Source organism: Streptomyces albipurpureus, from assembly GCF_023701525.1.
Classification (GTDB): Bacteria; Actinomycetota; Actinomycetes; order Streptomycetales; family Streptomycetaceae; genus Streptomyces; species Streptomyces albipurpureus.
In genome coordinates this window covers 106667-131127 of record NZ_JAMQAW010000008.1, presented here as the reverse complement: position 1 = coordinate 131127, position 24461 = coordinate 106667, and the positions used below count along the sequence as shown (strand labels likewise).

Below are 24461 nucleotides of genomic sequence, written 5' to 3'. Positions count from 1 at the left end.
CGGCTGGCTGGGAGAACCACCTGCGGGGAAGCTTGCGCTGACCTGCTCGGCTCGGTGGCCGAGTGCCGGGGAGACCGTGCGGTAGTCCGGCAGAGAAACCGTGCCGGTCGGGCCCGGCGCGCATCCCGAGTTTCGGTTCGTGTGGGGATCTCTTGACTCCAGCTTGGAGAAATCACCTGGGGTTCGGGGAGCGGGTGACGGAAGATGGCATTCCCGTCTCCCATAGACGTCGCCCCCGCCAAAGCTGCCGAACCCGAGAGACCGCGCGTGCTGATACGACTGCTGCGGACATACCTGCGTCCGTACAAAAGACCGATCGCCCTGCTGGTACTGCTACAACTGCTCCAGACCAGTGCCACGCTCTACCTACCCACCCTGAACGCCGACATCATCGACAACGGTGTGGTCAAGGGGGACACCGGCTACATCGTCCGGCTCGGCGTGTTGATGCTCGCCATCAGCGTGGTGCAGGTCTTCTGCAGCATCGGTGCCGTCTACTTCGGCGCGCGGACCGCCGCCGCCCTCGGCCGTGATGTGCGGGCCGCGGTCTTCGACCGGGTGCAGAGCTTCTCGGCGCGTGAGGTCGGCCACTTCGGGGCGCCTTCACTGATCACTCGCACGACCAACGATGTCCAGCAGGTTCAGATGCTGGCGCTGATGGCGTTCACCCTGATGGTCTCGGCGCCGATCATGTGTATCGGCGGCATCATCATGGCGCTGGGCCAGGACGTGACACTCTCCGCGGTGCTGCTGGCCGTCGTCCCGGTCCTCGGTGTCTCGGTGACCGTGCTGGTCATCCGGATGCGCCCGCTGTTTCGGACCATGCAGGAGCGGCTGGACACCGTGAACCGGGTGCTGAGGGAACAGATCACCGGCAACCGCGTCATTCGCGCCTTCGTCCGTGACTCCTATGAGCGGGACCGCTTCGGTGCGGCAAACGCCGACCTCACCGGCGTATCGCTGGCCACCGGGCGGCTGATGGCGCTGATGTTCCCGATCGTGCTGACGGTCGTGAACGTCTCGTCGGTCGCCGTGGTCTGGTTCGGCGCCCAGCGGGTGGACAGCGGGGCGATCCAGATCGGCGCGCTGACCGCGTTCCTCGCCTATCTGATGCAGATCGTGATGGCCGTCATGATGGCCACCTTCATGTTCATGATGGTGCCGCGTGCCGAGGTGTGCGCCGAGCGGATCGAGGAGTTGCTGGGGACCGACTCCAGTGTGGTGCCGCCGCTGAGCCCCGTGTACGAGGTGCCGCAGCACGGGCATCTGGAGATCCGGGATGTGGAGTTCCGGTATCCGGGCGCGGAGGAGCCGGTGCTCCGGGAGGTCACCCTGATGGCCCACCCCGGTGAGACGACCGCGATCATCGGTTCGACGGGCAGCGGCAAATCGACCCTGCTCGGTCTGGTGCCCCGGCTGTTCGACGCCACGGGCGGCGAGGTGCTCGTCGACGGCGTCAATGTGCGCGAGCTCGATCCGGCGCTGATGGCGCGAACCGTGGGGCTCGTGCCCCAGAAGCCGTATCTCTTCTCCGGCACGATCGCCAGCAATCTGCGGTACGGACGGCCGGACGCCAGCGAGGAGGAGCTGTGGCGGGCCTTGGAGGTGGCGCAGGCGGCCGACTTCGTACGGGAGCTCGATGACGGTCTCGACGCCCCCATCGCCCAGGGCGGTACCAATGTCTCCGGTGGGCAGCGACAGCGACTGGCCATCGCCAGGACGCTGGTGCAGCAGCCGGAGATCTATCTCTTCGACGACTCGTTCTCCGCGCTCGACTACGCGACGGACGCCGCGCTACGAGCGGCGCTGATGGCCGAGACGGCCAGCGCGACCGTGGTGATCGTCGCCCAGCGGGTCTCCACCATCCGTGACGCCGACCGGATCGTGGTTCTCGATGAGGGCCGGGTCGTGGGGATGGGCAACCACCGCGAGCTGATGGAGGCCAATGAGACCTATCGGGAGATCGTGCTCTCGCAGCTGACGGAGGCGGAGGCCGCATGAGCGGGCAGAACGGGCAGAGCAGCGAGAGACGACCGGGGGGAGCTCCCCCGATGGGCGGCCCGGCCGGGCGGATGATGGCCGGCGGCGAGCGCTCCATGGACTTCAAGGGCTCAAGCAAGCGGCTGCTGCGGCAGCTGGCGCCGGATCGGGCGCTGCTGTGGGCCATGCTGGCGGGAGGCGTGCTGAGTGTGGCGTTCTCCGCGGTGGGGCCGCTGGTGCTGGGGCGGGCGACCGACCTGATCTTCGCCGGTGTCGTCGGCCGGGAGATGACCGCGGGCACCACCAAGGCGCAGGCGATCGAGTCGCTGCGGGCCAAGGGCGAGGACGGACTCGCCGATATGCTCTCGACCGTCGGGTTCACCCCCGGGCAGGGCATCGATTTCAGCGCGGTCGGCCAGGTGCTGCTGGTGGCGTTGGCGCTCTACATCGTCGCGGGGTTCCTGGCCCTGATCTCCTCGCGGCTGTCGATCCGAGTGATCAACCAGACCGTGTCTCGGATGCGTGCGGATGTGCAGGCCAAGCTGGAACGGCTGCCGCTGTCCTACTTCGACAAGGCCAAGCGCGGTGAGGTCCTCAGCCGCGTGACCAATGACATCGACAACATCTCGCAGACCCTCCAGCAGACGATGGGGCAGCTGGTGAACTCGCTGCTGACGATCGTGGGCGTACTGGCGATGATGCTCTGGATCTCACCGCTGCTGGCCCTGGTCGCGCTGGTGACGGTCCCGCTGTCGGTGCTCGTGGCGACGAAGGTCGGCAAGCGTTCCCAGCCCCACTTCGTGCAGCAGTGGAAGTCGACCGGGAAGCTCAACGCCCATATCGAGGAGATGTACACCGGTCATGCGCTGGTGAAGGTCTTCGGGCGGCAGGACGAGTCGGCGCAGGAGTTCGCCGAGCAGAACGAAGCGCTGTACGAGGCCGGCTTCAAGGCCCAGTTCAACAGCGGGATCATGCAGCCGCTGATGTTCTTCGTCTCCAACCTCAACTATGTGCTGGTGGCGGTGGTCGGCGGGCTGCGGGTGGCGTCGGGCGCGCTGTCGATCGGCGATGTGCAGGCGTTCATCCAGTACTCGCGGCAGTTCTCCATGCCGCTGACCCAGGTCGCGTCGATGGCGAACCTGGTCCAGTCGGGCGTGGCATCGGCCGAGCGGGTCTTTGAGCTGCTGGACGCCGAGGAGCAGGAGCCGGACAGCCCCTCGGTGGAGCACCTGGAGCGGCCGGCGGGACAGGTCTCGATGGAGAACGTCTCCTTCCGGTACGCCCCGGAGAAGCCGTTGATCGAGAATCTGTCGTTGAGCGTCGAACCGGGGCAGACGGTCGCGATCGTCGGTCCGACCGGGGCCGGGAAGACCACGCTGGTCAATCTGCTGATGCGGTTCTACGAGGTCACGGCTGGACGCATCAGCCTCGACGGGGTCGATGTCGCGAAGATGTCACGGGAAGACCTGCGATCGGTGATCGGCATGGTCCTCCAGGACACCTGGCTGTTCGGCGGAACCATCGCCGACAACATCGCCTACGGGGCCTCCCACGCGGTGACCAGGGAAGAGATCGAAGCAGCGGCACGCGCCGCGCACGCCGATCGTTTCATCCGGACGCTGCCCGAGGGCTATGACACGGTCCTCTCCGACGACGGGGCCGATGGCGCCGGGGTGAGCGCCGGCGAGAAGCAGTTGATCACGATCGCACGGGCGTTCCTCTCCGATCCGGTCATCCTGGTGCTGGACGAGGCCACCAGCTCGGTGGACACCCGTACCGAGGTGCTGATCCAGAAGGCGATGGCCCGGCTGGCCCATGGGCGTACCAGCTTTGTGATCGCCCACCGGCTCTCCACCATCCGGGACGCGGATGTGATCCTGGTGATGGAGAACGGCTCCATCGTCGAACAGGGCACACATGACGCGCTGTTGGCGGCCAGGGGTGCCTATGCCCGGTTGTACTCGGCACAGTTCGCGGAGGCGGTCGTCGAGGTGGACTGAGGGCTCGGGCGCGGGGAGAGGTCACCCCATACGCGGTGACGTCCGTACGGAGACCGCCGTCAGCGCACATGCGGTGACGGCGGTAGGGGGACCAGGGGCGGTAAGGCACAGCACCCCCCTGGTTCCCGACCGCTCTGTGCTCTGCCTGCGGGTACTGGTGTGGTGGGGGCTGGTGTCGCGGATGTGTCAGCCGGTTGGGTGGGGCGGTGAGGGAGGCGGTTCGTCAATCGGGTGGGCGGGGAGCGCGACCCGACCGCTGCCCGGATCGATTCCGTTCAGTTCACTTCACTTCACTTCAGGCCAGTCCGGTCCAGTCGGTTCCGGTCCAGTCCAGTCCGCAGCTGATCTGATCAGTCCAGATAGCCGCGCAGCTGGTCGGCGAAGGCGTGGTCCCGCAGTTTGTTGAGGGTCTTGGACTCGATCTGACGGATGCGTTCACGCGTCACGCCGAAGATGCGGCCGATCTCCTCCAGCGTGCGTGGCCTGCCGTCCGCGAGGCCGTAGCGCAACTGCACCACCTTGCGCTCCCGCTCCCCGAGGGTGGAGAGAACCGCTTCCAGATGTTCGCGCAGCAGCAGGAAGGCCGCGGACTCCACCGGTGAAGCCGCGTCACCGTCCTCGATGAGATCACCGAGTGCGACATCGTCCTCCTCGCCCACCGGCGCGTGGAGGGAGACCGGTTCCTGGGCCAGTCGCAGCACTTCGCTGACCCGCTCCGGTGGCAGGTCGAGCTGACCGGCGACCTCGCTCGGGGTGGGTTCGTAGCCGCGTTCCTGAAGCAACCGGCGCTGCACCCGTACGACCCGGTTGATCAGCTCGACGACATGGACAGGGACGCGGATGGTGCGCGCCTGGTCCGCGAGCGCACGGGACATGGCTTGGCGAATCCACCAGGTGGCGTAGGTGGAGAACTTGTAACCGCGGGCGTAGTCGAACTTTTCCACGGCCCTGATCAGGCCGAGGTTTCCTTCTTGAACGAGATCGAGCATGGTCAGTCCACGGCCGACATACCGCTTGGCCACGGAGACCACGAGCCGTAGGTTCGCCTCGATCAGTCTGCGTTTGGCCATCCGGCCCATCACGACGAGCCGATCGAGGTCGACGGCGAGCCGGGAGTTGTTGATGTCGGGGGTGTTGCTCAACTTCTCCTCGGCGAAGAGCCCGGCCTCGACCCGGCGGGCCAACTCCACCTCTTCTACCGCGCTGAGCAGGGGAATCCTGCCGATCTCCCGTAGATACTGACGGAAGAGATCGGAGGAGGGTCCGCCGCTCTCGGCTCGGGCGGCGGGGCTGCGGTCGGGTGAGTCCTCGATCGGGTCGTCGGGGATCTGGTCATAGGAGACCCTGCCGACAGCAGCGCCTGATCCCGGTTCGGGCGGGACGGGTGGGGCGTGCGGGGCCCGGGCCTCTCTTTCTGGAGCGGGCGGTTCTTCGTCGTCCACCAGCGCGGGCCCGGCGATCGCGGCACTGCTCGCCGACTCGTCCGGGGCCGTATCCCGGATCTCGTCGGGCGCTGCTTCGGGATGGTGGGCGGGCGGACCCTGAGCCGGAACGCTGGCGAGGGTCTTGCCCTGGGGGCTCGGTTTGGCCGGGGACTTGGAGTCGGTCGGTGGTTCAGTCAGGCTCTCGGAGAGGGTCTGGGTCTGCACGGGGGCGACCTCCAGGGTGATCGCTGCCGGGTCAAGGGCGTGCGGCAGGGGGACGGGAGCGGCCGGGCCGCCATTCGTCCCGTACACGATGAGCGGATCCGCGGGGGTGAGAGGCCCACCATCGGTGGGCCGGCCGCGCTCCGAAGACTCAGGCACCGCCCCCAGTGTGGGGTACGACACATAGCCGCCACGAGGGGCGTGCGGTGACTTTCTGCGTCCCGTGCGTGACCGAGTGGTTACCGAAATGGCGTTCAGGCAGGTCGGGGACGCTCTTCGGGTCGAAGACGTCAGCTGCCGAGTGCGGCTGAAATCCGACCGCCCGGTACGCCATCGGGCCGGGCCGCGCGGGAATGAACAGGGACGTGCCCGGGCGGGTCGGGACAAGGCGGACGGAGAGGCTCCACTCGGAGCGGACTGGCCGCGATGCCCCCGGCGGGCGCGGTGAGGCTGCCGGAACGGCTGATACCGCGGGCGCGGTGGGGTGCCCGAACGGCGTAAGGGCCGGGTCGGAAGGGGGCGCTAGAGGGCTGCTGCCCCGTGGTTGCGCAGGGACTGGCCGTACTGCTGGAGGACCCAGAGTTCGTTCTGCACGGCCGCGAGATGCTCGGGGTCGGCATGGGGGCCCAGGCGGGACAGGGAACCCTGGACCTCCGCGATACGCCGGTCCACGGCTCGGAGTCGGACGTGGACCAGCTGCATGCCCGCATAGGTCTCATCGACCGTCTTGGCGTGAATGGCCTCGACCGCGAGCTCCGTGACCAGCGCGCGGACCGTGTCGTCCGGTGCGGTCTCACGAACCCGAATGAGATAGCCGGAGGCATCGATCAGGCTCTGCTCGGTGCCGCCGGATTCGGCGATGGTCTGGCGGACGGCCGCGTACGGAGGGGCGGTGAACTCGTCCACTCCATAGGCGTCGAAGGCCGGGGTGATCAGCTCGGGGCGCTGGAGGGCGAGCTTGAGGAGCTCGCGCTCCGTGCGATGGGCCGGGCTGCGCAGATTGAGCGCGGGGCCGGACGAGGAGGTCGGGGCGGCCTGCATCTGGTCCCGTTTCGCGCTGGCGCGCGAGGGAGCCGGGCCCCGGCCGCCGCGATCCCGTGCCCAACGGGCCAGCTGGGCCACGCGCTTGACCACGAACTGGGTGTCGAGAATGCCGACGACCCCGGCCAGCTGCACGGCCGACTCATGCTGGATCGCCCCGTTCTTGATGCCCGCGACAATGGGCGCGGCCTCATCGAGCGCGGCGGCCCGACCGGCGGGGGTCTCCAGGTTGTGGCGGAGCACGATCTGCCGGATCGCGAACTCGAAGAGCGGGGTGCGCGTCTCGACCAGCTTCTGGACCGCGTCATCACCCTGGGCGAGGCGCAGGTCACAGGGGTCCATACCGTCCGGTGTGATGGCGATCGAGGTCTCGGCGGCGAACTTCTGATCGTCTTCGAAGGCTCGCAGCGCGGCCTTCTGACCGGCCGCGTCCCCATCGAAGGTGAAGATCACCTCGGCGGTGGCATTGTCCATCAGCAGCCGACGCAGGATCTTGATGTGATCGCCGCCGAAGGCCGTGCCACAGGTGGCGATGGCGGTGGTGATGCCGGCCAGATGGCAGGCCATCACATCCGTGTATCCCTCGACGACGACGGCCCGCCTGGATTTGGCGATCTCCTTCTTGGCGAGGTCGATGCCGTAGAGCACCTGGGACTTCTTGTAGATCCCGGTCTCGGGGGTGTTGAGGTACTTGGGGCCGTTGTCGCTCTCGTACAGCTTGCGGGCTCCGAAGCCGACGACATCGCCGGAGATGTCCCGGATCGGCCACATCAGCCGGCCGCGGAAGCGGTCGATGGGACCCCGGCGGCCCTCCTGGGAGAGCCCGGAGAGGGTGAGCTCCTTGTCGCTGAAGCCCTTGCCGCGCAGAAAGCGGGTGAGGTGGTCCCAGCCCTGGGGGCTGTAGCCGACGCTGAAGTGCTGGGCCGCGGCTTGGTCGAAGCCGCGGTCGGCGAGGAACGCGCGGCCGGTCTCCGCCTCCGGGCTGTTCTCCAGCTGATCGATGTAGAACTGGGCGGCGACCTTGTGCGCCTCGACCAGACGGATGCGCTCGCCCCGCTGGTGGCTGGGGTTGTACCCGCCCTCTTCGTAGCGGAGGGTGATTCCGGCGGTGGCCGCCAGCCGCTCGACCGTCTCGGAGAAGGTGAGGTGGTCGATCTTCATCACGAAGGCGATCGTGTCGCCGCCTTCCTGGCAGCCAAAGCAGTGGAAGAGGCCCTTGCTGGGGCTGACCTGGAAGGATGGGGTCTGCTCGTCGTGGAAGGGGCAGAGCCCCTTCAGATTGCCGCCACCCGCGCCGCGCAGCTGGAGGTAGTCGGATACGACGGCGTCGATCGGGACCGCGTCCCGAACCGCCTTGACGTCGTCATCGTTGATCCTGCCTGCCACGTGAGGGATTCTACGGCCGCCCGCTCACACCTCCTGCTCCCTGTGGACAACTCCCGCCGCAGCAAGGCGCCCCGATCACGTACGTACCGCTGTACGGGGCTTTCGCCCGGTCCCTGGTGGGGTGCCTGCTGCGGCGGTTCAGGAGCGCCGGAGGGTCACTTGCCGAGCGAGGCAAGGGGTACGGAGGGGTCACCGAGCGTCTCGGAGTCGATCCGCGCCCCCGAGCGAATCAGATCCTGGATCGGGGCGGTGACATCCCACACATTCACATTCATCCCCGCGAGCACCCTTCCCTCCTTCAGCCAGAAGGCGATGAACTCCCGCTTGCCGACGTCCCCACGCAGCACCACCTGGTCATAGGAACCGGCCGGCGCCCAACCCGAGTACTCAAGGCCCAGGTCGTACTGGTCGGAGAAGAAGTACGGCACCCGGTCGTAGGCGATCTCCTGGCCGAGCATGGAGCGCGCGGCGGCGGGGCCGCCGTTGAGGGCGTTCGCCCAGTGCTCCACCCGCAGCCGGATGCCGAGGAGGGGGTGGAAGGCGGCGGCGACATCGCCAGCGGCGTAGATATCGGGGTCGGAGGTGCGCAGGGCCGCGTCGACGCTGATGCCGCCGCCGTGTGCCCGCTCGGCCAGCTCCAGATCGGCGGATTCGGCGAGGGCGGTGCGTGGGGCGGCACCGATCGCGGCGAGGACGTCGTGGGCGGGGTGCTCCTCGCCGTCGTCGGTGCGCACCGCGAGGACGGCGCCCTCGTGGCCGATGATCTCGGTGAGGCGGGCTCCGAAGTGGAAGCGGACGCCGCGGTCGCGGTGCAGTTCGGCGAAGACCTGTCCCAGCTCAGGGCCGATGACCTGGTGCAGCGGGGTGGCTTCCGGTTCGATGACGGTGACCTCGGCGCCGTACCCGCGCGCGGCGGCGGCGACCTCCAGGCCGATCCAGCCGGCGCCGGCGATCACCAGGGTGCCGTTGTCCCGGCCGAGGGAGCCGAGCACGCGGCTCAGTCGGTCGGCGTGGGCGAGCCGGCGCAGATGGTGGACCCCCGCCAGCTCGGTGCCCGGGACCTCCAGTCGACGCGGTTCGGCGCCGGTGGCCAGGAGCAGCTTGTCGTAGTGGAGGACGGTGCCGTCACCGAGGTGGACCGCTTTCTCCCCGCGGTCGATGGAGACCACGGTCTGGCCGAGATGCAGCTCGACATCGGCCGCGGCGTACCACGCGGGTTCATGGACGAAGACGCTGTCGCGCTTCTCCTTTCCGGTGAGGTAGCCCTTGGACAGGGGTGGGCGCTCATAGGGGTGGTCGTTCTCGTCGCCGATGAGGATCACTCGCCCGGTGAACCCCTCGGCGCGGAGGGTCTCTGCGGCCTTGGCCCCGGCGAGACCGCCGCCGATGATGACGAATGTTCGATGTCCGTCGACCACTTGATGCCTCCTCTTGTGTGCCTGTACTGCCTCATCGCTGCGTAGCTGACGGTGGTACGCGCGGGCTCTCCCACCGTCTCTGTGCCGCGTAGCCCTAGGGAGCGTCCCGCACGGACCGTGCCGGCGGAAGAGGCAGTGGTTCTGGCGTGTCCTCGCGGGGCCGTCTTTCGGTGTCTTTTCGGGGGCTCAGCGTCGGGCCGTGAGCTGGGCGTGCAGGGTGCGGGCGGAGGCGTCGGTGAGTGAGGCGAGCTGATCCACAATCACCCGACCGCGCGCCCGGTCGTCCTTCGCCACGTGGAAGAGCGCGCGGAACTGGGGGTCCAGGCTGTCGGGTGCCCGCGCGGTGAGCGCCTCCGCGAGCTCCGCGAGCACAATGCGCTGATCGGCCCGCAGGGTCTCCTGCTCGGCGCGCTGCATCACATAGCAGTCGGCGACGGCCTTGAGGACGGCGCACTCCAGCCGGGCCTCCCTGGGGACGACCAGCTCGGCCGCGTACCGGGTGAGCCTGCCGGTGCCGTACGCCTGGCGGGTCGCTCCCTCGGCTGCGAGACAGAACCGGCCGATGAGCTGGCTGGTGGCGTCCTTGAGCCGGGCCTGCGCGGGGGCGGAACCGTCGTAGTGGTGGGGCCACCACTCCTCGCCGATGAGACGGTCCAGGGCCTCGGACAGTTCCTCGGGATCGGTGTCCACCGGCACGTAGCGGCCGATCGCGACCCGCCATATCTCAGCGCGCTCCGGTTCGGCGAGCAGGAGATTGGGGTCGATGTGTCCGGCGTGCAGCCCGTCTTCGATGTCGTGCACGGAGTAGGCGACATCGTCGGCCCAGTCCATGACCTGGGCCTCGAAGCAGGTGCGGTGTCCCGGTGCGCCTTCGCGGACCCAGGCGAAGACGGGCAGGTCATCCTCGTACACACCGAATTTGACCGATTCGGGCGCGGTGGGGTGTTCGCCGCGTGGCCAGGGGTACTTGGTGGCGGCGTCGAGGGTGGCCCGGGTGAGGTTGAGGCCGACGCTGACCAGGTCACCGTGCTCATTGTGGATGAACCGCTTCGGTTCGATGCGGGTGAGCAGGCGCAGCGACTGGGCGTTGCCCTCGAAGCCGCCGCAGTCCTTGGCGAAGTCGTTGAGTGCGGCTTCGCCGTTGTGCCCGAAGGGCGGATGGCCCATGTCGTGGGCGAGGCAGGCGGCCTCGACGAGATCGGGGTCGCAGCCGAGGGCGGCGCCGAGTTCGCGGCCGACCTGGGCGCACTCCAGGGAGTGGGTGAGTCGGGTGCGGGGGCTGGCGTCCCAGGCCTGGTTGCGGGTGCCTGGGGTGACGACCTGGGTCTTTCCGGCGAGTCGGCGCAGCGCGGAGGAGTGCAGTACGCGGGCGCGGTCGCGTTGGAACGCGGTGCGGCCGGGGCGCTTGTCGGGCTCGGGGGCCCAGCGAGCGGTGGCCGCGTCGTCGTACCGGTCGCTGTCGGCGCCGCTTGGTCCGGCGATGCCGGAGAGGTCGGGGGTAGTGGCCCCGGATGAGGTGGTGCTGGTCGTGCCTGCCATGCACCGAAGGTAGCCGGAGTGGGGGACGGGCGGGGACCGCCAGGGGCTGGGGGCGACTTCTCGCCGGGGAAGCGGAGGGCGCGGCGGGGTGTCCCCCGGGCGCGGAAGCGGGTGTCGCGGGGAGGTCCCCCGGTCGGGGTCGGTGCGGGTGACGGCCGGGGTTCTGGTGCCGAGTCGCCGGGGGTACGACGGGCCGGGGTGCGGGCCATCGCACTCGGCCGGTTCCGGGACTCGGGCTGATCGTGCAGGTCAGGGGCGGTGCAACGATGGGCGGGGCGCTCAGGAACCGGGGTGAACACCGGTCGGGGAGGGCGGCGGGGCCCTGGGACGGGGACGGGCCGGGTAGGGGTTGTCCACAGGTTTCGGGGCGTAAAAGCACGTTGTCACACCCCTCACCTACTGTGATCGACATCGAAACCGGTACGTCGGGGAGGCGGTCTTGCCATGGGCTGGATCGAGACAGACGGCGGCAGTTACGCCGTGACATTGGACGGCAACAACCTGCGCTGTAGGAATGCGGCGGGGCGTGAGCTGAAGCAGGTGCCGTCGAAACTGCGGGATGACGCTGTCGTGGTGCGGCTGCGGCAGTTGTCCGAATGGCTTGAGCGGCATGAGCGCGAGTGCCGGGAGCAGGTGGACACCTGGCTGGTGCGCTCGCTGCCGGTGCCGGTGGAGGTGCTGGCCCGGGTCTGGCCGGACACGGCCTGGCAGGCCGCCCTGCGCGATCTGGTGATCGCGCCGGTGGGAGCGGACGGCGGGGCCGATATGGCGCGGGCCGGCTTGCTCCGGGACGTCAGCCCCGAGCGGGGGGTGGGGCTGGTGGATCTGGATGGTGATTCGGTGTGGCTGGAGTGCGAGAGCGTGTTGATTCCGCATCCGGTCCTGCTCGAAGACCTCGACGACCTGCGGGAATTCGCGGTCGAGCTGGGTGTGGAGCAGCGGGTGGAGCAGCTGTTTCGCGAGGTGTGGCGGCGGCCCCCGGAGATCAGCGGCCACACCTCGCAGAAGTACGCCAAGGGGAAGTTCAAGCAGCTGCGCCATGCGACGTCGCGTGCGGTGTCGCTGGGCTATCGGGTTCGGGGCGGCCAGGTGCTGTGCCCGTTGGTGGAGGGCGGCCGGGCGCTTGAGGCGACGTACTGGCTGGGCGCTGACTACCCGGACGCCGAGGCACTGACCGGTTCGCTGGAGTGGCGCGACAAGAACGGCCGCGGGCTGGCGTTGGACGAGGTGGGACCGGTCGCCTGGTCCGAGGGCGAGCGCATGGCCGCCCTGGTGTACGCGGGCAAGGTCGCGGAAGACGAGGCGGACGCACTGCGATGAGCAGCGTGCACAGCAGCGAAGGGAACAGCACGGTGGGGGAATCTGTGAACGGGCGCGAGGGACACGGGGCGGCCTACGGTTTTGGGGGGCCTCAGGCGATGCTGGAGGCCGGGGCGGTACTGCCCCTGCATGCGGCCACCGCCCCCGAGCCAGGGTCGGACATTGGTGACAAGGACCGGAGCGTGGCGCTGACGGCCCGGTCGTATGGCCATCCGGCGCTTGAGGAGCGCACGGTGGTGCGGCTGGTTCCGGAGGCGATCGGTCCCGCCGAGGATCTGGCGCTGGAGTATCTGGGCTTCTCCGGTGGCGAGTCGGTCGCGGTGGGACGGGTGAAGCCGCAGTCGCTGGGCTTCCCCGCCTGGGCCTTGGTGCACGATCCCCAGCATGGCCATCACGCCCTGGCCGTGGTGAAGGAGATGGAGCGGCTGACCCGGCTGGTGGGGACCAAGCCGGGACTGGCCAAGGAGGGCTTCGACGAGATCGGGCAGCGGCTGGACCGTTCCGTTCCGCAGTTCCTGCCCACGTTCTACGAGCAGGTGGGGCGGCTGTTCCTGGCCGTTGAAGCACAGCAGCAGGCATCGGTGTTCTTCGGTAAGGCCCGCGCCGCCGAGCAGCGGCACGCGTTGCCGGTGGACGAGGAGCGGCTGCGGGATGTGTTCCTGGAGTTCGCGGGCGCGGGGGCGCTCAGCGGCAAGGCACTGCGGGAGTACGCGAAGGGGCTGGGCGAGCGGCTGCCCCCCTCGCAGGCGTACACGGAGTTCCGAGTGGTCTCATCGCAGCGCTGCTCCGCCGGGCTCACTCCCTACGCGGGCATGCTGGAGGATCTACGGCGGCTCGCCCGCGGTGCGGGGCTGGACGCGGCGGCGGAGGAGCGCTCCCTGCTCAAGGAGATCGTCCATACGGGAGCGATGAACCGCGCGGCGGGGAGCTTCTGGAAGTCGGCGCTACCAGCACTCACCGTGGTCGCCGCCGAAGACGCGGCCATCCGTGAGCGGCTGCTGAATCTGCTGCCGGAGACCAGTGGCGACCACACGGAGGAGTTCGACCGGTCCTGGCTGTCGCTGCTTGAGGCCTGTGGAGCCTTTGAGCTGCTGCTGGACGGGACCGTCCCGGTGGCGGACTGGCTCACCGCGTGGAGTGCTCACCGGCATCGCGGTTGGCGTGGCATGAAGCGGCTCGACGTTGAACTCGACCTGGTGGCACGGCTGGCGGACCGGCTGAAGGCCGATGGCACACCGGTGAAGTTGCTCCGCGGTGGCTGGCGCACCTCCGTCGATCTGGATGTCCTTGACCTCTGTCTCTCGCTGGGCATCCCGGTCGAGCCTCCGGAGTACGACATGGCGGGCCTGGAGTTGGACGGCTGGCTCTCCGACCGGAGTGAGGGGCGTAGGGACCTGGCGGCGCTGGTCGCCGATCCCCGGTTCGCCCAGATTCTGCGCAGTGGGGTCGAACGGCTGGCGGGCACCGGCGACTCGGCGGCGCAGCGGCTCCTCCCGGCTACCGGGTACCCGGCGCTGTGTACGGTGATCGCGGCTTGGCTGACCGACCGGGCCGAGGAGCTCACCCGCTCGATCGGCCTTCCCGCTCTGAGCGAACTCCTCCAGCGGCTTTCGGGGTTCGCCTCCCGACCCGCGCTGTCCACGGCGCCCGACGCGCTCGCCCGCATCACCGCGTTCTCCCCTGCTGGGGCGCTGGCACGGACCCTGCGCTCGGGCGTCTGGGATGAGCTGGGTTGGGCCGCCTTCGACGAGGCGCTGGCGAAGTTGGGCAAGGTGGTCCCGAAGCCTGCCAAGTCCGCCAAGTCCGCCAGGAGGAGGGACGACGAAGAGGTCAAGCTGTCCGACGCCTGGCCCGCGCTGGTGGTCCGGCGCGGCAGTCAGGCTGCCGCGGTGGGTCCCGAAGCCGTGGTGGACAGCCAGCCGCTCACCTTCCCCAGCAGCCAACCCAACCGGTCCTGGTCCACTCCGGTCGTCCGCTATGTCGGCGGCCAGTGGCTCACCATCAACGGGTACGGGGATGAGTGCCGGGGCCGGTGGTCAGGCCGGGGCGCGGATGCCTTCACACCGGACGGGACACCGACGGAGAACTACCTCTCGCACCGGACTCCGTCGTTGGAACTGCCCGATGGCAGCCGTACGTTCGGCGGCCGGCCGGTGCACGCGGGCGATACGTCGTTCGATGACGTGTGCCGACCGGTCGCGTCGGACGGGATCTCCCTGTGGGTGCTGCATGAGCACCAGTGGTGGGACTACGACCCGCAGTCGGCCCGCCGGGGCCGGCTCACCGTCCCCGCGTTCTTTGACTCGGCGCTCTCCGAGGGCACCGGGGCGGTCCTGCTGGAGCGCTACTGCCAACTGCTGCCCGCGCGAGCGGGGCTTGAGTCCTCGCCGTTCGGCAGCGCACACGGGGTGGTCGGCTGGTGGGTGCGGTTCGACCCCACGGCCCGTACGCTCACCGCCTGTTCCACCGACGGGACCCGCAGCCTGCCGGTCGAGGTGGCGGGTGCCGCCAAACCCGAGCATCTGAACACCCATGTTCCGCTCCCGCCGATGCGACTGCCCGGTGGCGCGGTGCTGCATCCACGCGAGTCCCGCAGCTACCAGTCCCGGTTCGATTTCTTCGACGCCGATGGGGTGCGCCTCGCCACGGTGACCCAGGGCGAGGAGAGTGAGGTGTACGCGGGCGGCACTCCGCTGATCCCACCGCTCGGGTACTGGCATGCGCTGCGTCCGCGCGATGAGCGAGGTTCCCTCGTCCTGCGGGCGGTCACCGACGAGTTGGCCGCGGAGCTGCTCAAGACGGTGGTGGACGGCCGACAGCCGGCGGAAGCGGTACGCGAGCTGCTGCCGGGCATCACCCACCCGGGCCTGGTGGCCGGTGTGGCCGCTCTGGTCGGCGAGGCGGCGCGTCAGGCCGGTCAGATCGCCACCCTGTCGGAGCGGGCCGCCCAAGCGGAGCCCGATGCCCGTCCCACCGTGCGGTACGCACACGACGGGCCGCTGCGGGAAGCTCTGAACAGCCTGCTGAGCAGCGCCCGATTCTACGGTCGGTGGTACTCGTCCTGGGATGAGAGCGGTAACACGGTGATGGGTCAGCTGGCGGCGCTACGGAGCCTGCTGGAGCCCGGTAGCGGCGACGCGAAGCTGAGCTTCGACGAGCCAGGGGTGAACTGGCTGTCGCTGTCGGGCCTGGGGTTGGCCGCGGCCGCGGTGCGTGCCGCGTCCCCGGTGACCTCGGAGGCGGACAGGAACGCGCTGCTGGAGTTCCTCGACGCCGCCCTCGCGGTTTCGGCGGACGGCGAGGCGGTCCTGATCGACCCGCGCGGACGGCTGCGGATCGTTGAGTTGAAGTCCCCGTGGGACCTGTCAGCCGATGTGGACACCGAGGAGATGCTCGGCACGGTTCGGCACTCGGGAGCACGTCGACTGCTGGTGATCTCCAACACCGAGGTGGAGGACGACCACGCGGTGTGGTCGTGTGTCGAGTACGACCCGGCCGGGACATTCGGGCCTTGGGAGGGGTACAGCGAGATCGCCTCGGATGTGCTGGGTTCGGCGGACGACCCCATCCGGGCCGCCGCCGTGCGACGGCTGATCGACACCACTCGGAAGCGGGGGCCGCTGCCCTATTACCCGCAGCAGGCGCAGGAGTTCGCCGATCGGGTCGGAGCGAGCCCGGTGGTCGGCGCCCTGCTCCAGTTGGGATTGCCCGGCCTGGACTCCTATGGCCGCGACGGGCTGCTGTCAGCGCAGTACCTGGCGCCGCTGGGCCTCAAGAGCGCGGACGCCAAGGCCGGTCGCGCCCACCTGGAAGTGCTGTCCGCGCGGGATCGGCAACGGTTCACCGGATTGCTCCTGCCGCTGGAGCCCGCGCGCGTGGACGCGTTGTGGACGGATGGGTTCGCCGCTGAACCACTGATCGAGGCCTGGGTGGCAGCACGTGGCAAGCGCCGGGTCGCGCCCTCCTGGTTGGTCAGCAAGGCGATCGCCGAAACCGGACCGGGGACGGAACTCGATTCGGCGCTGAACCCAGAAGCCCAACCCGAACTGACCGGCACCACCGAGCAGCGGATCGGCTCCGACGGTGTGTCACCGGTCGAACGAGAGAAGCTGCTCACCGGGCAGACGCTGGTCTCCTATGTGCGGATGCTGCGCTGGCTCGCCTATCGGCTGCCGCTCGGTGATCCCCTCCGGGAGATCCTGCCCATCACCTTGCGGATGCTGCGGACCAGGCTCGCCGACCCGGGGCTGCTGCTCGACCTCGGGTTGGACTGGGATGACCAGGGCAAGGCGACCTCCGTCCGGTTGCGCGAGGCGCACGGCCACGGTCCGCGCGGCAGCGCTGCCAAGGACGGGGGGTGCGAGGTGTCGGACACCCTTGTGCTCACGCCGATGAAGTACCGCCCGCAGTGGGACTCGGTGTGGGTCAGGTCAGCTCCTCTGGTCACGGGAGAGGCCGCGGGGCCCGATCATCCGGATCTCAAACTGCTGGCGGGGATAGCGGGAGAATCGGACGCCCTGGTCGCCCTGCGTCTGGTGCTCGGCGCGGAGCTCATGGCGCTGCTGACCCACGATGGACCGGCGGGCGCCGCCCAGTGCCCCGCCCGGAGCGCACCGGAGTTGGTGCCGCTGGCGGCGGAGCGGCTCGGGATCTCCGAGGACGCGGCGACGCTGTACCTGATGATGCTCGCGCTGCCCGATCCGACCGACAAGAACCAGGCGGAGTGGACGGGTTGGAAGCCCGCACGGCTCAAGAAGGCCCGCGCTGAGGTGGCGGCGACCGATCTGGTCGTGGAGGGCAAGCGGGCCAGGGCCGGGCGTTCCCTCTTCCTGCCTGGCGGCTGGCTGGAGCACAAGGCGCCGAGGCTGCCGCTGGAGAGCTGGAAGACGGCGCTGCTACCCGACCACGAGGACGGTTTCCTGGCGCCGGACCGGCCGGTGGGAGAACTGTTCACCGCGGCATGGCAGCGGGTCGTGAACGGCGACGCGCCGGGGTTCGAGGAGTTCAAGGGGCGCAATGCCAGGGGAGGTTCGCGATGAGCGGGTACGAGCGAGATGACGAGACGGCCCGCGAGCACCGGCAGCTGGAGCTTCCGGAGGACCGCTACCAGGAGGAGCTGGCCTTCCTCATCGGCTACGACAACGGTCCCCGGCCTCCGGGTTGGCGCCTGACACCCCGCTCGGTCGTGCTGTTCATCTGCGGTTCGGGCCAAGAGCCGTTGCGGACCGCGGACGGCCGGCAGCTGGTGGTGCCACGGAAGTTCGTGGGCGATCGGGCCTTGGTCGAGCGGTGTGTGGTGACCCTCGCGGGTGAGCGTGGGCTGCTGCTCGTCGGCGAGCCCGGCACGGCCAAGTCGATGCTGTCGGAGCTGCTGTCGGCAGCGGTGTGCGGCAGCAGCACCCTGACCGTGCAGGGCAGCGCGGGCACCACCGAGGACCAGCTGCGTTACGGCTGGAACTACGCGATGCTGCTGGCGAAGGGCCCCAGCCGGGAGGCGCTGGTTCCGTCGCCCGTGCTGACGGCGATGACCAGGGGCGCGGTGGCCCGGGTCGAGGAAGTCACCCGCTGTCTGCCCGAGGTGCAGGACGCACTGGTATCGCTGCTCTCCGAGCGCCGGATGTCGGTGCCCGAGCTCGCCGGCGAAGGCGCCGACGGGACGGTGCACGCCGTGCCGGGCTTCACCCTGATCGCCACCGCCAACCTGCGCGACCGCGGTGTGTCGGAGATGTCCGCGGCGCTGAAGCGCAGGTTCAACTTCGAGGAAGTCAGCCCGATCGCCGATCTCGACGCGGAGGTGGCCCTGGTCCGTAGCCAGGCCACGGCGGCGCTGACTCGCTCGGGGGCTGCTTTCGGAGTCGATGACGCGGTGCTGGAGGCACTGGTCACCGCGTTCAGGGACCTACGATCCGGGCGCAGCGCCGAGGGCTGGGAGGTGGAGCGCCCCTCCACGGTGATGTCCACGGCCGAAGCGGTGCACGTCGCTTCGTCGATGGGACTGGGAGCGGCCTATCTCAGCGACGGCCGCGATGTGGTGCGGACGCTGCCCGGCCATCTGCTGGGCACGGTCCGCAAGGACGACCCGGCTGACCACGCCCGGCTGCTGGGCTACTGGGACGGTCCGGTACGCCGGAGGGCCGAGAACGGCGCGCCGCTCTGGCGGACTCTGTGGGAGCTCCGTGATGAACTGGCGTGAACCGCCTCGGGGAGCAATCGCCCCTGAGGGAGCCCCGGACACCGGAGTCCTCGGCCCTGTCGCCGTCGCCGCCGAGGCGCTGGAGGGCGCCGCGGAGCCCGAGGCGGCGATGACGGCGCTGGCGGGGTGCCGTGATCCGTATCTGATCGGGGTGCGGCACCACTCCCCCGCGTTGGCCGCCGCCGTTCCGGCGCTGCTGGCGGCGGCGGACCCCGAGGTCGTGTTGATCGAACTGCCGGAGGAGTTCGCGCCCTGGCTCGACCATCTGGGCGACCCGGCGACCGTACCGCCCGTCGCGTTGGCGGGCAGTGGCGGCGGGCTGGTGTTCCTGCCGTTCGCGGACTTCTCACCGGAGCTGGCGGCGATCCGCTGGGCGCGGCAGGCAGGCGTCGAGGTGGTGCCGTTCGATCTCCCGCTCGGAGCACGTACCGAGCGGGGACAGGAGCGTCAACCGGACGGGTCCGGTGCCCCGTCCGGCGCACTCACCGCGGCCCTGCACGCCCGCGCCCATGGCCGCGCCGGGGACGACCTCTGGGACCGGTTGGTGGAGGCATCCGCGCCCGGCTGCGAACCCGAGGCGCTGCGGCGGGCCGCGCTGCTCGTCGGCTGGGCCCTGCGCGCGGACTCGGGTGCGGTGAGCGAGTACGACCTGCGGCGCGAGGCCCATATGCGGCGCAGGCTGGCCAGCTACCGGGGCCGCAGGACCGCGGCCGTGATCGGCTCCTTCCACGCACCGGCGCTACGGGGCTGGGATGAGCTCGCCCCGTCCGATGAAGCACCCGCCGAGGTGACCGGCGACATCATCACCTCCCTGGTGCCGTACTCCTACCCCCTCCTCGATGAGCGTTCGGGCTACCCGGCCGGAATCCGCGACCCCGAGTGGCAGCACGGCGTCTTCACCGCGGCAGGGGACCCACGGCTGCTGGACGACCTACTCACCGCCACCGCCGTGCGGATCTGTGCCGCGGTCCGGGACGCGGGGCATCCCAGTGGACCGGCCGACGCACGGGAAGTGGTCCGGATGGCCCGGGACCTGGCGGCGCTGCGCGGACTGCCCGCTCCCGGGCGCGGCGAGTTGGCCGAGGCCGCACAGACGGTGCTGACTCAGGGCAGGCTGCTGGGCCGAGGTCGGGTGGTGGCCGCCGCGATGGAGCGGGTACTGGTCGGCGCGCGGCGGGGGCGGCTGGCACCGACAACACCCCGATCGGGTCTCGGGCCGGCGGTGGAGGCGCTGTTGACCGAGTTGAAGCTGCCACGGCCCGAGGAGGCGGATCGCCGTGAGCTGCGTCTGGACATGCTCCGTACGGATCTGGACCGGCGGCGGGAGATCACGCTGCGGCGGCTCGCGGTCTGTCGCATCCCCTACGGTGAGGAGTCCAGCGTCGCCGGAGTCGGCGACGCGGCCGCTCTGACGACCCGTTGGGTCGTCGGGTGGTCACCGTCGACGGCCGCGATGCTCGATGTGGCGGGTCTGCACGGAGTGACCCTCGAACAGGCCACCGAGGGCTTTCTACGGCAGCGGCGTACCGAGGAGCGGCGGCGCGGCGGCCCCTCGGCGCAGGAGGCGCTCGCAGGCCTGGCGGAGGCGACCCGCTGTGTGCTGCCGGCGTTGGCCGTGGAGCGGCTGGTGGAGGCCGCCGAACTGCTTCCCGCGACCGGCACCCTGCCCGAACTGCTCTCCGGCATGGCCTTGCTGGACCGTATCCGCTCCGGTCATGTGCCGGGGTTGGACGCCGGGTGGGAGCGGGCGGCGGTGACCGCCGCCGAGGAGGAGTTGGCCGCTGCGGGAGTCCGGGCCCTCGATGGGCTCGCCGGCTCGACCGAACCCGCCGACGCCCATGCCCTGGTCTCCTTGGCCGAACAGGCGGCCCAGGCAGGCGGTGGGCTGCGGCTGGCCGACGCCCTCGGCAGGCTGGAGGCGCAGGCGACACCGCTGATGCGGGGTGCCGCAGGTGCGGCACGCGTGCTGCTGGGCCAACGGGACCCGGCCGCCTTCGGGACGGGTCTGGCATCGCGTGCGGATGGCGCGGCCACGCCCGAGCTCCGCGTTCAGTTGGCCGAATTCCTGCGCGGCGCACTGCTGGCGGCCGGTCCCCTCCTGGAGACCGGTCGCGCCCTGGACCCTCTGGTGGATCGGGTGGAGTCCCTGGCCGATCGAGCGTTCCTGGCTCGGCTACCGGCGCTGAGGGCGGGCTTCGACGTACTGTCCCCGGCGGCTCGTGCACGGCTGCTGACAGTGGTCGAGGACCGTACGGGCACGGCGGCTGGCACCCTGTCGGGTGGGATCACCGACCCGACGATGTCGGCTCGGCTGGCCATGGCGGATCTCGCCGGCGGGGAGGCCCTGGCGTCCAGGGGACTTCAGGTGGATCCGGTCCGATGGGCGTCGCTCGGTACCGGCTCCGCGCGAGGAATGGGCGGACAGGGCCCAGCGCCTTCTTCGCGGCCCGGTGCCGCCGAAGCGGACCGACGCCGACGCGCGGTGTCGGAAGCCACCGGGCGAGACGATGCCGTGGCGGTCGGCGCTGCGCCCGAGGGGAGCAGTGCGACATCCGGGGCAGCCCACGCCCTCTCCGCGGGAGAGCGGTGGCGACTGCTCCTCGGACGCGGCAAGGCGTTGAGCGGCACGGCACTGCGCTATGCCACCGCACTCGATGAGTTGTACGGCAGCGGGCGCGGCGAAGGCTCCCGCGGCGCGGACGGCTATGGGCAGGGCGGCGGCACGGACGCCTCGTACCCGGATGTACGGGCCTGGTCGGACGAGTTGGCCGCGCTGTTCGGGCCAGGGGTGCGGGAGGAGGTGCTGGCCGCCGCAGCCGACTCGGGGCGACTCGACGCGGCACTCGCACTGGACCCGGCGGCCGCCCGTCCTTCGGTGGAGTTGTTGCGGACGGTCCTGTCGTTCGCCGGAGGGCTACCGGAGCAGCAGTTGGCCCGGTTGCGGCCCCTGGTGGCCCGACTCGTGAAGGAGTTGACGGATGCGCTCGCCAACCGGCTGCGCCCCGCGCTCACCGGGCTGGCCCATCCCCGCCCCACCCGGCGCCCGGGCGGTCCATTGGATCTACCGCGTACCCTCCGGGCCAACCTCACCACGGCCAGGCGGGACCCGGACACCGGTGTGGTGACGGTCCTTCCGGAGCGTCCCGTCTTCCGTACGCGTGCCCGTAGATCGACCGACTGGCGGCTGGTCCTGGTCGTGGACGTGTCCGGATCGATGGAAGCCTCCACTATCTGGTCGGCGCTCACCGCATCGGTTCTCGCCGGGGTGCCCGCCCTCAGCACGCATTTCGTCGCCTTCTCCACCGAGGTGCTCGACCTCACCGATCATGTCGACGATCCGCTGGCCCTGCTGCTGGAAGTCCGCGTCGGGGGTGGCACGAACATCGCACGCGGGCTGCGCCACGCGCGCGAACTGGTGACCGTGCCCTCGCGGACGCTGGTCGTCCTGGTCAGTGACTTCGAGGAGGGCGGCCCGATCGGTCCGTTGCTGTCCGAGGTGCGCACGCTGGTCGACGCGGGCTGCCATGTCCTGGGCTGTGCCTCGCTCGATGACGAGGGCAGACCCCGGTATTCGACCGGGGTCGCGGGTCAACTGGTGGCCGCGGGAATGCCGGTGGCCGCCCTGAGTCCCCTGGAACTGGCCCGTTGGGTCGGCGAACGCGTGGGAGGTACGCACCGATGACCACAGCATCACCAGGGCTGCCGCCGGTTTCCCCAACCGTGGCGGCAGCGGCGCTGGACCTGCTGCCGGCCCGACTCCGCAAGCGCGTCGATGGGGCGATGGGGAAGGTCTCCGGCTGGCCGGTGGAGACAACACCCGACGGTGCCCGGATCGTGGTGGACGAGGACACCTCGGTGACCTTGAAGGTCACCGCAGGGATCGTGGCCCGCGCCGATGACGCGGTGTGCAGTTGTCTGCTGGCCCCGGCCTGTCTCCATCGGGCCGCGGTTCTTTCGAGCGCCCCTCTCGCGCAGGAGCAGGCCGATCCGGCTGAGGAAGTCGATGAACCCGCCCGGACCGAGGCACCGCCCCCACCCAAGGGAGTTCCGGGGGCAGCGGCCACCGCGCGGGCCGCAGAGAGCGCGGCGGGCCCTCCAGCACACCCGGCCATCCAGGACTCGGCGTGTGAAGGACCAACCCTGCCAGGGAAAGGAGCAACCAGCGCCCGGCACAGAACCGGGAGTACGACAGGTCCGCGGCCCTGTGATGAGAACAGCGAAGACGCAGCCTCACCCGTGCTGACCCACCCCCAACTCACCGCCCTGGCTTCGCTCCGTACCGCGGCAACAGCCGTGCTGGTCAGCGGGGTCAGCGGAGCCGGTGCCGTGCAGCGGGCGGAGCTACTGCACGCCGCCCACTCAGGGCGGCTCGCCGGACTGCATCTGCCCGCCGCCGCGGCCGTACGGATCGCCCGGCGCCTCGATGAAGCCCGCTCGGACGCGCCTTCGTTCCGGCTACCCGAACTGTCGGCGGAGTTGGCCGGACTGCTCGGTCTCATCCAGGGACCGGCGGATGCGGTCACCCCCGCCCGTCGTGCCTATCAGCCCGCCGGGCCACTCAGGCTGTACGGGCTCTTCACCGAACCGATCGTCACGGCGTCCGGCTACGCAGGAGCGATCGCCTATGGGCTCGCGCCGGACGGCACCCTGCTGACGATCTCCGACGTGGCTCCGGGCGACCCCCAACGAGCCATCCAGGCAGCCCAAGCACCCGTACCCGGTGGCTGCGCGCTCTCCCTGCGCGAGTGGGGAAACGGCGGCTCGGTGATCCTGACCGGCCCGACCGTCTCAGCTGACGGCCGGGTGGGCGGCGGCTCCCGAGTACGGTCGGTGCGGGCAGCGGGGGCCACCTGGCACCAGCCACCTCTTGACGCGCTCTGGCAGGGACCGCCGGCCGACCAGCTCGCCCGAGCCCTCGACTGGTTGGAGCACCCCGCTGATATCCGCCCGGCCGGCGGCGATCTGCTCTTTCTGACGGGGACCGTCACCCAGGAGGGATTGCGGATCACCGGCGGTCCGCAGATACAGCTGATCGCACCGGATGAGCGTTCGGAGTTGGCCTACGCGGACAACATCAGGCTGCTGCTCTCCCGCACCGGGCTGGAACTGCGCTTGATCGCCCGGGTGGTGCCCGACCGTCCGGGCTCGATCCAGGCCCTGGCAGCCTCCTGGACCGGGCACGACGGTGAGCGGTTCCGGGCGGATCTGGGGCTGCGTAGGCTCAATCGCTCGCACATCCCCGCCCCCAAGCCGCCTGATGGGCGTGGAGTCGTCGGCCGACCCGCCCCGGGCGAGGACCGGTCCGACACCTCTGTCGGCCGACCGGGCGGCTCACCCGAACCGGAAGGCCATCAGGGCCGAGTGACGATCGCCGAGTCCGACCCGCTACCCGCCTCGGAACAACCGCTCGGGCCCCCACTGACCACGGGGCCCGCGAGCGGGACAACGCCGAAACCCCCGCCACCGCCCGCATCGGCACCGGGACTCGAAGAGCCACCCGTGGGGAGCACCCCTTGCGTCCCGCCCGTTGGCCGCCCGGGTTCCCTCTCGTCCGCCCCACCCGCGCTACCGATCGAACTGGACCTCCTGAGGCGCACTGTGGATCGGGCGGTCGCCGGCGGCCGGGGCGTCACCGCGGCCTCAGCCGACGGCGAGCTCCCACGTCGGCTGGAGTCAGTGGGCCTCGCGACAGGGGCACTGTGTGCCCGGGCGCTGCTGGGGGCGGCGGCCGAGCGCCGCCACGATGCGCTCGGCAGGCTGCTCCCGGCGGACCCTGACGGGTTCGCCACGGCCTGGCTGGCCGCCGCGACCTATGTCTCGGCCGCCGTCCGATCCCTGCTACCAGCGGCCTGGTCGACCGATGCCCACCCGACTGCGGCCGATCCCCCGGGCCCGGGAGGTCGGTGAACCATTTCCCGTCATCGGTCGTCTGACCAGG

Annotated in this window: 11 protein-coding genes; 7 read left to right on the top strand and 4 right to left on the bottom strand. The window is 70.3% G+C overall.

Going from position 1 to position 24461, the window contains the following annotated elements:
- Positions 1–267 precede the first annotated feature (267 nt).
- Positions 268–2001 (top strand): ABC transporter ATP-binding protein, encoded by a 1734-nt coding sequence (locus tag NBG84_RS09615; RefSeq protein ID WP_250919155.1) that lies wholly within the window; start codon positions 268–270, stop codon positions 1999–2001.
- Between the two features lie 50 nt (positions 2002–2051).
- Positions 2052–3980, top strand: coding sequence for an ABC transporter ATP-binding protein (locus NBG84_RS09610; protein ID WP_250919154.1), 1929 nt, complete (start codon positions 2052–2054; stop codon positions 3978–3980).
- Positions 3981–4330: 350 nt separating this feature from the next.
- Here the strand turns inward: NBG84_RS09610 and NBG84_RS09605 are convergent, their stop codons facing one another.
- The 4 genes from NBG84_RS09605 to NBG84_RS09590 all read right to left on the bottom strand — a co-directional run bounded on the left by NBG84_RS09605 (position 4331) and on the right by NBG84_RS09590 (position 11010).
- Positions 4331–5785 carry an RNA polymerase sigma factor gene (locus tag NBG84_RS09605; RefSeq protein ID WP_250918901.1) on the bottom strand — a complete coding sequence of 485 codons (1455 nt, stop codon included), beginning with the start codon at positions 5783–5785 and terminating at the stop codon, positions 4331–4333.
- 363 nt (positions 5786–6148) lie between these two features.
- Positions 6149–8053 carry a DNA primase gene (dnaG, locus tag NBG84_RS09600; RefSeq protein ID WP_250918900.1) on the bottom strand — a complete coding sequence of 635 codons (1905 nt, stop codon included), beginning with the start codon at positions 8051–8053 and terminating at the stop codon, positions 6149–6151.
- 155 nt (positions 8054–8208) lie between these two features.
- Positions 8209–9471 (bottom strand): NAD(P)/FAD-dependent oxidoreductase, encoded by a 1263-nt coding sequence (locus NBG84_RS09595; RefSeq protein ID WP_250918899.1) that lies wholly within the window; start codon positions 9469–9471, stop codon positions 8209–8211.
- Between the two features lie 186 nt (positions 9472–9657).
- Positions 9658–11010, bottom strand: a complete 1353-nt coding sequence (locus NBG84_RS09590) for a deoxyguanosinetriphosphate triphosphohydrolase (RefSeq protein ID WP_250918898.1) — start codon at positions 11008–11010, stop codon at positions 9658–9660.
- A 444-nt stretch (positions 11011–11454) separates the two neighbouring features.
- Between NBG84_RS09590 and NBG84_RS09585 the strand changes: the two genes are divergently transcribed.
- The 5 genes from NBG84_RS09585 to NBG84_RS09565 are packed head-to-tail and all read left to right on the top strand — an operon-like array spanning position 11455 to position 24430.
- Entirely contained in the window at positions 11455–12330 is an 876-nt protein-coding gene (locus NBG84_RS09585; protein ID WP_250918897.1) for a DUF4132 domain-containing protein, read from the top strand.
- Between the two features lie 32 nt (positions 12331–12362).
- Positions 12363–17369 carry a hypothetical protein gene (locus tag NBG84_RS09580; RefSeq protein ID WP_250918896.1) on the top strand — a complete coding sequence of 1669 codons (5007 nt, stop codon included), beginning with the start codon at positions 12363–12365 and terminating at the stop codon, positions 17367–17369.
- Positions 17366–18523 carry an ATP-binding protein gene (locus NBG84_RS09575; RefSeq protein WP_250918895.1) on the top strand — a complete coding sequence of 386 codons (1158 nt, stop codon included), beginning with the start codon at positions 17366–17368 and terminating at the stop codon, positions 18521–18523. The genes NBG84_RS09580 and NBG84_RS09575 overlap by 4 nt, the downstream gene beginning before the upstream one ends.
- Positions 18510–22205: a DUF5682 family protein gene (locus NBG84_RS09570; RefSeq protein ID WP_425608600.1), complete on the top strand. Its 3696-nt coding sequence runs from the start codon at positions 18510–18512 to the stop codon at positions 22203–22205. The genes NBG84_RS09575 and NBG84_RS09570 overlap by 14 nt, the downstream gene beginning before the upstream one ends.
- Positions 22202–24430 (top strand): serine/threonine-protein kinase, encoded by a 2229-nt coding sequence (locus tag NBG84_RS09565; protein ID WP_250918894.1) that lies wholly within the window; start codon positions 22202–22204, stop codon positions 24428–24430. The genes NBG84_RS09570 and NBG84_RS09565 overlap by 4 nt, the downstream gene beginning before the upstream one ends.
- Positions 24431–24461 lie beyond the last annotated feature (31 nt).

What these genes read in the sequence shown, in the direction of transcription:
- NBG84_RS09610 (WP_250919154.1), top strand. Translation starts at nt 2,052, where the DNA reads ATGGGCGGCCCGGCCGGGCGGATGATGGCCGGCGGCGAGCGCTCCATG.
- NBG84_RS09590 (WP_250918898.1), bottom strand. Translation starts at nt 11,010, where the DNA reads ATGGCAGGCACGACCAGCACCACCTCATCCGGGGCCACTACCCCCGAC.
- NBG84_RS09585 (WP_250918897.1), top strand. Translation starts at nt 11,455, where the DNA reads ATGGGCTGGATCGAGACAGACGGCGGCAGTTACGCCGTGACATTGGAC.
- NBG84_RS09575 (WP_250918895.1), top strand. Translation starts at nt 17,366, where the DNA reads ATGAGCGGGTACGAGCGAGATGACGAGACGGCCCGCGAGCACCGGCAG.
- NBG84_RS09570 (WP_425608600.1), top strand. Translation starts at nt 18,510, where the DNA reads ATGAACTGGCGTGAACCGCCTCGGGGAGCAATCGCCCCTGAGGGAGCC.
- NBG84_RS09565 (WP_250918894.1), top strand. Translation starts at nt 22,202, where the DNA reads ATGACCACAGCATCACCAGGGCTGCCGCCGGTTTCCCCAACCGTGGCG.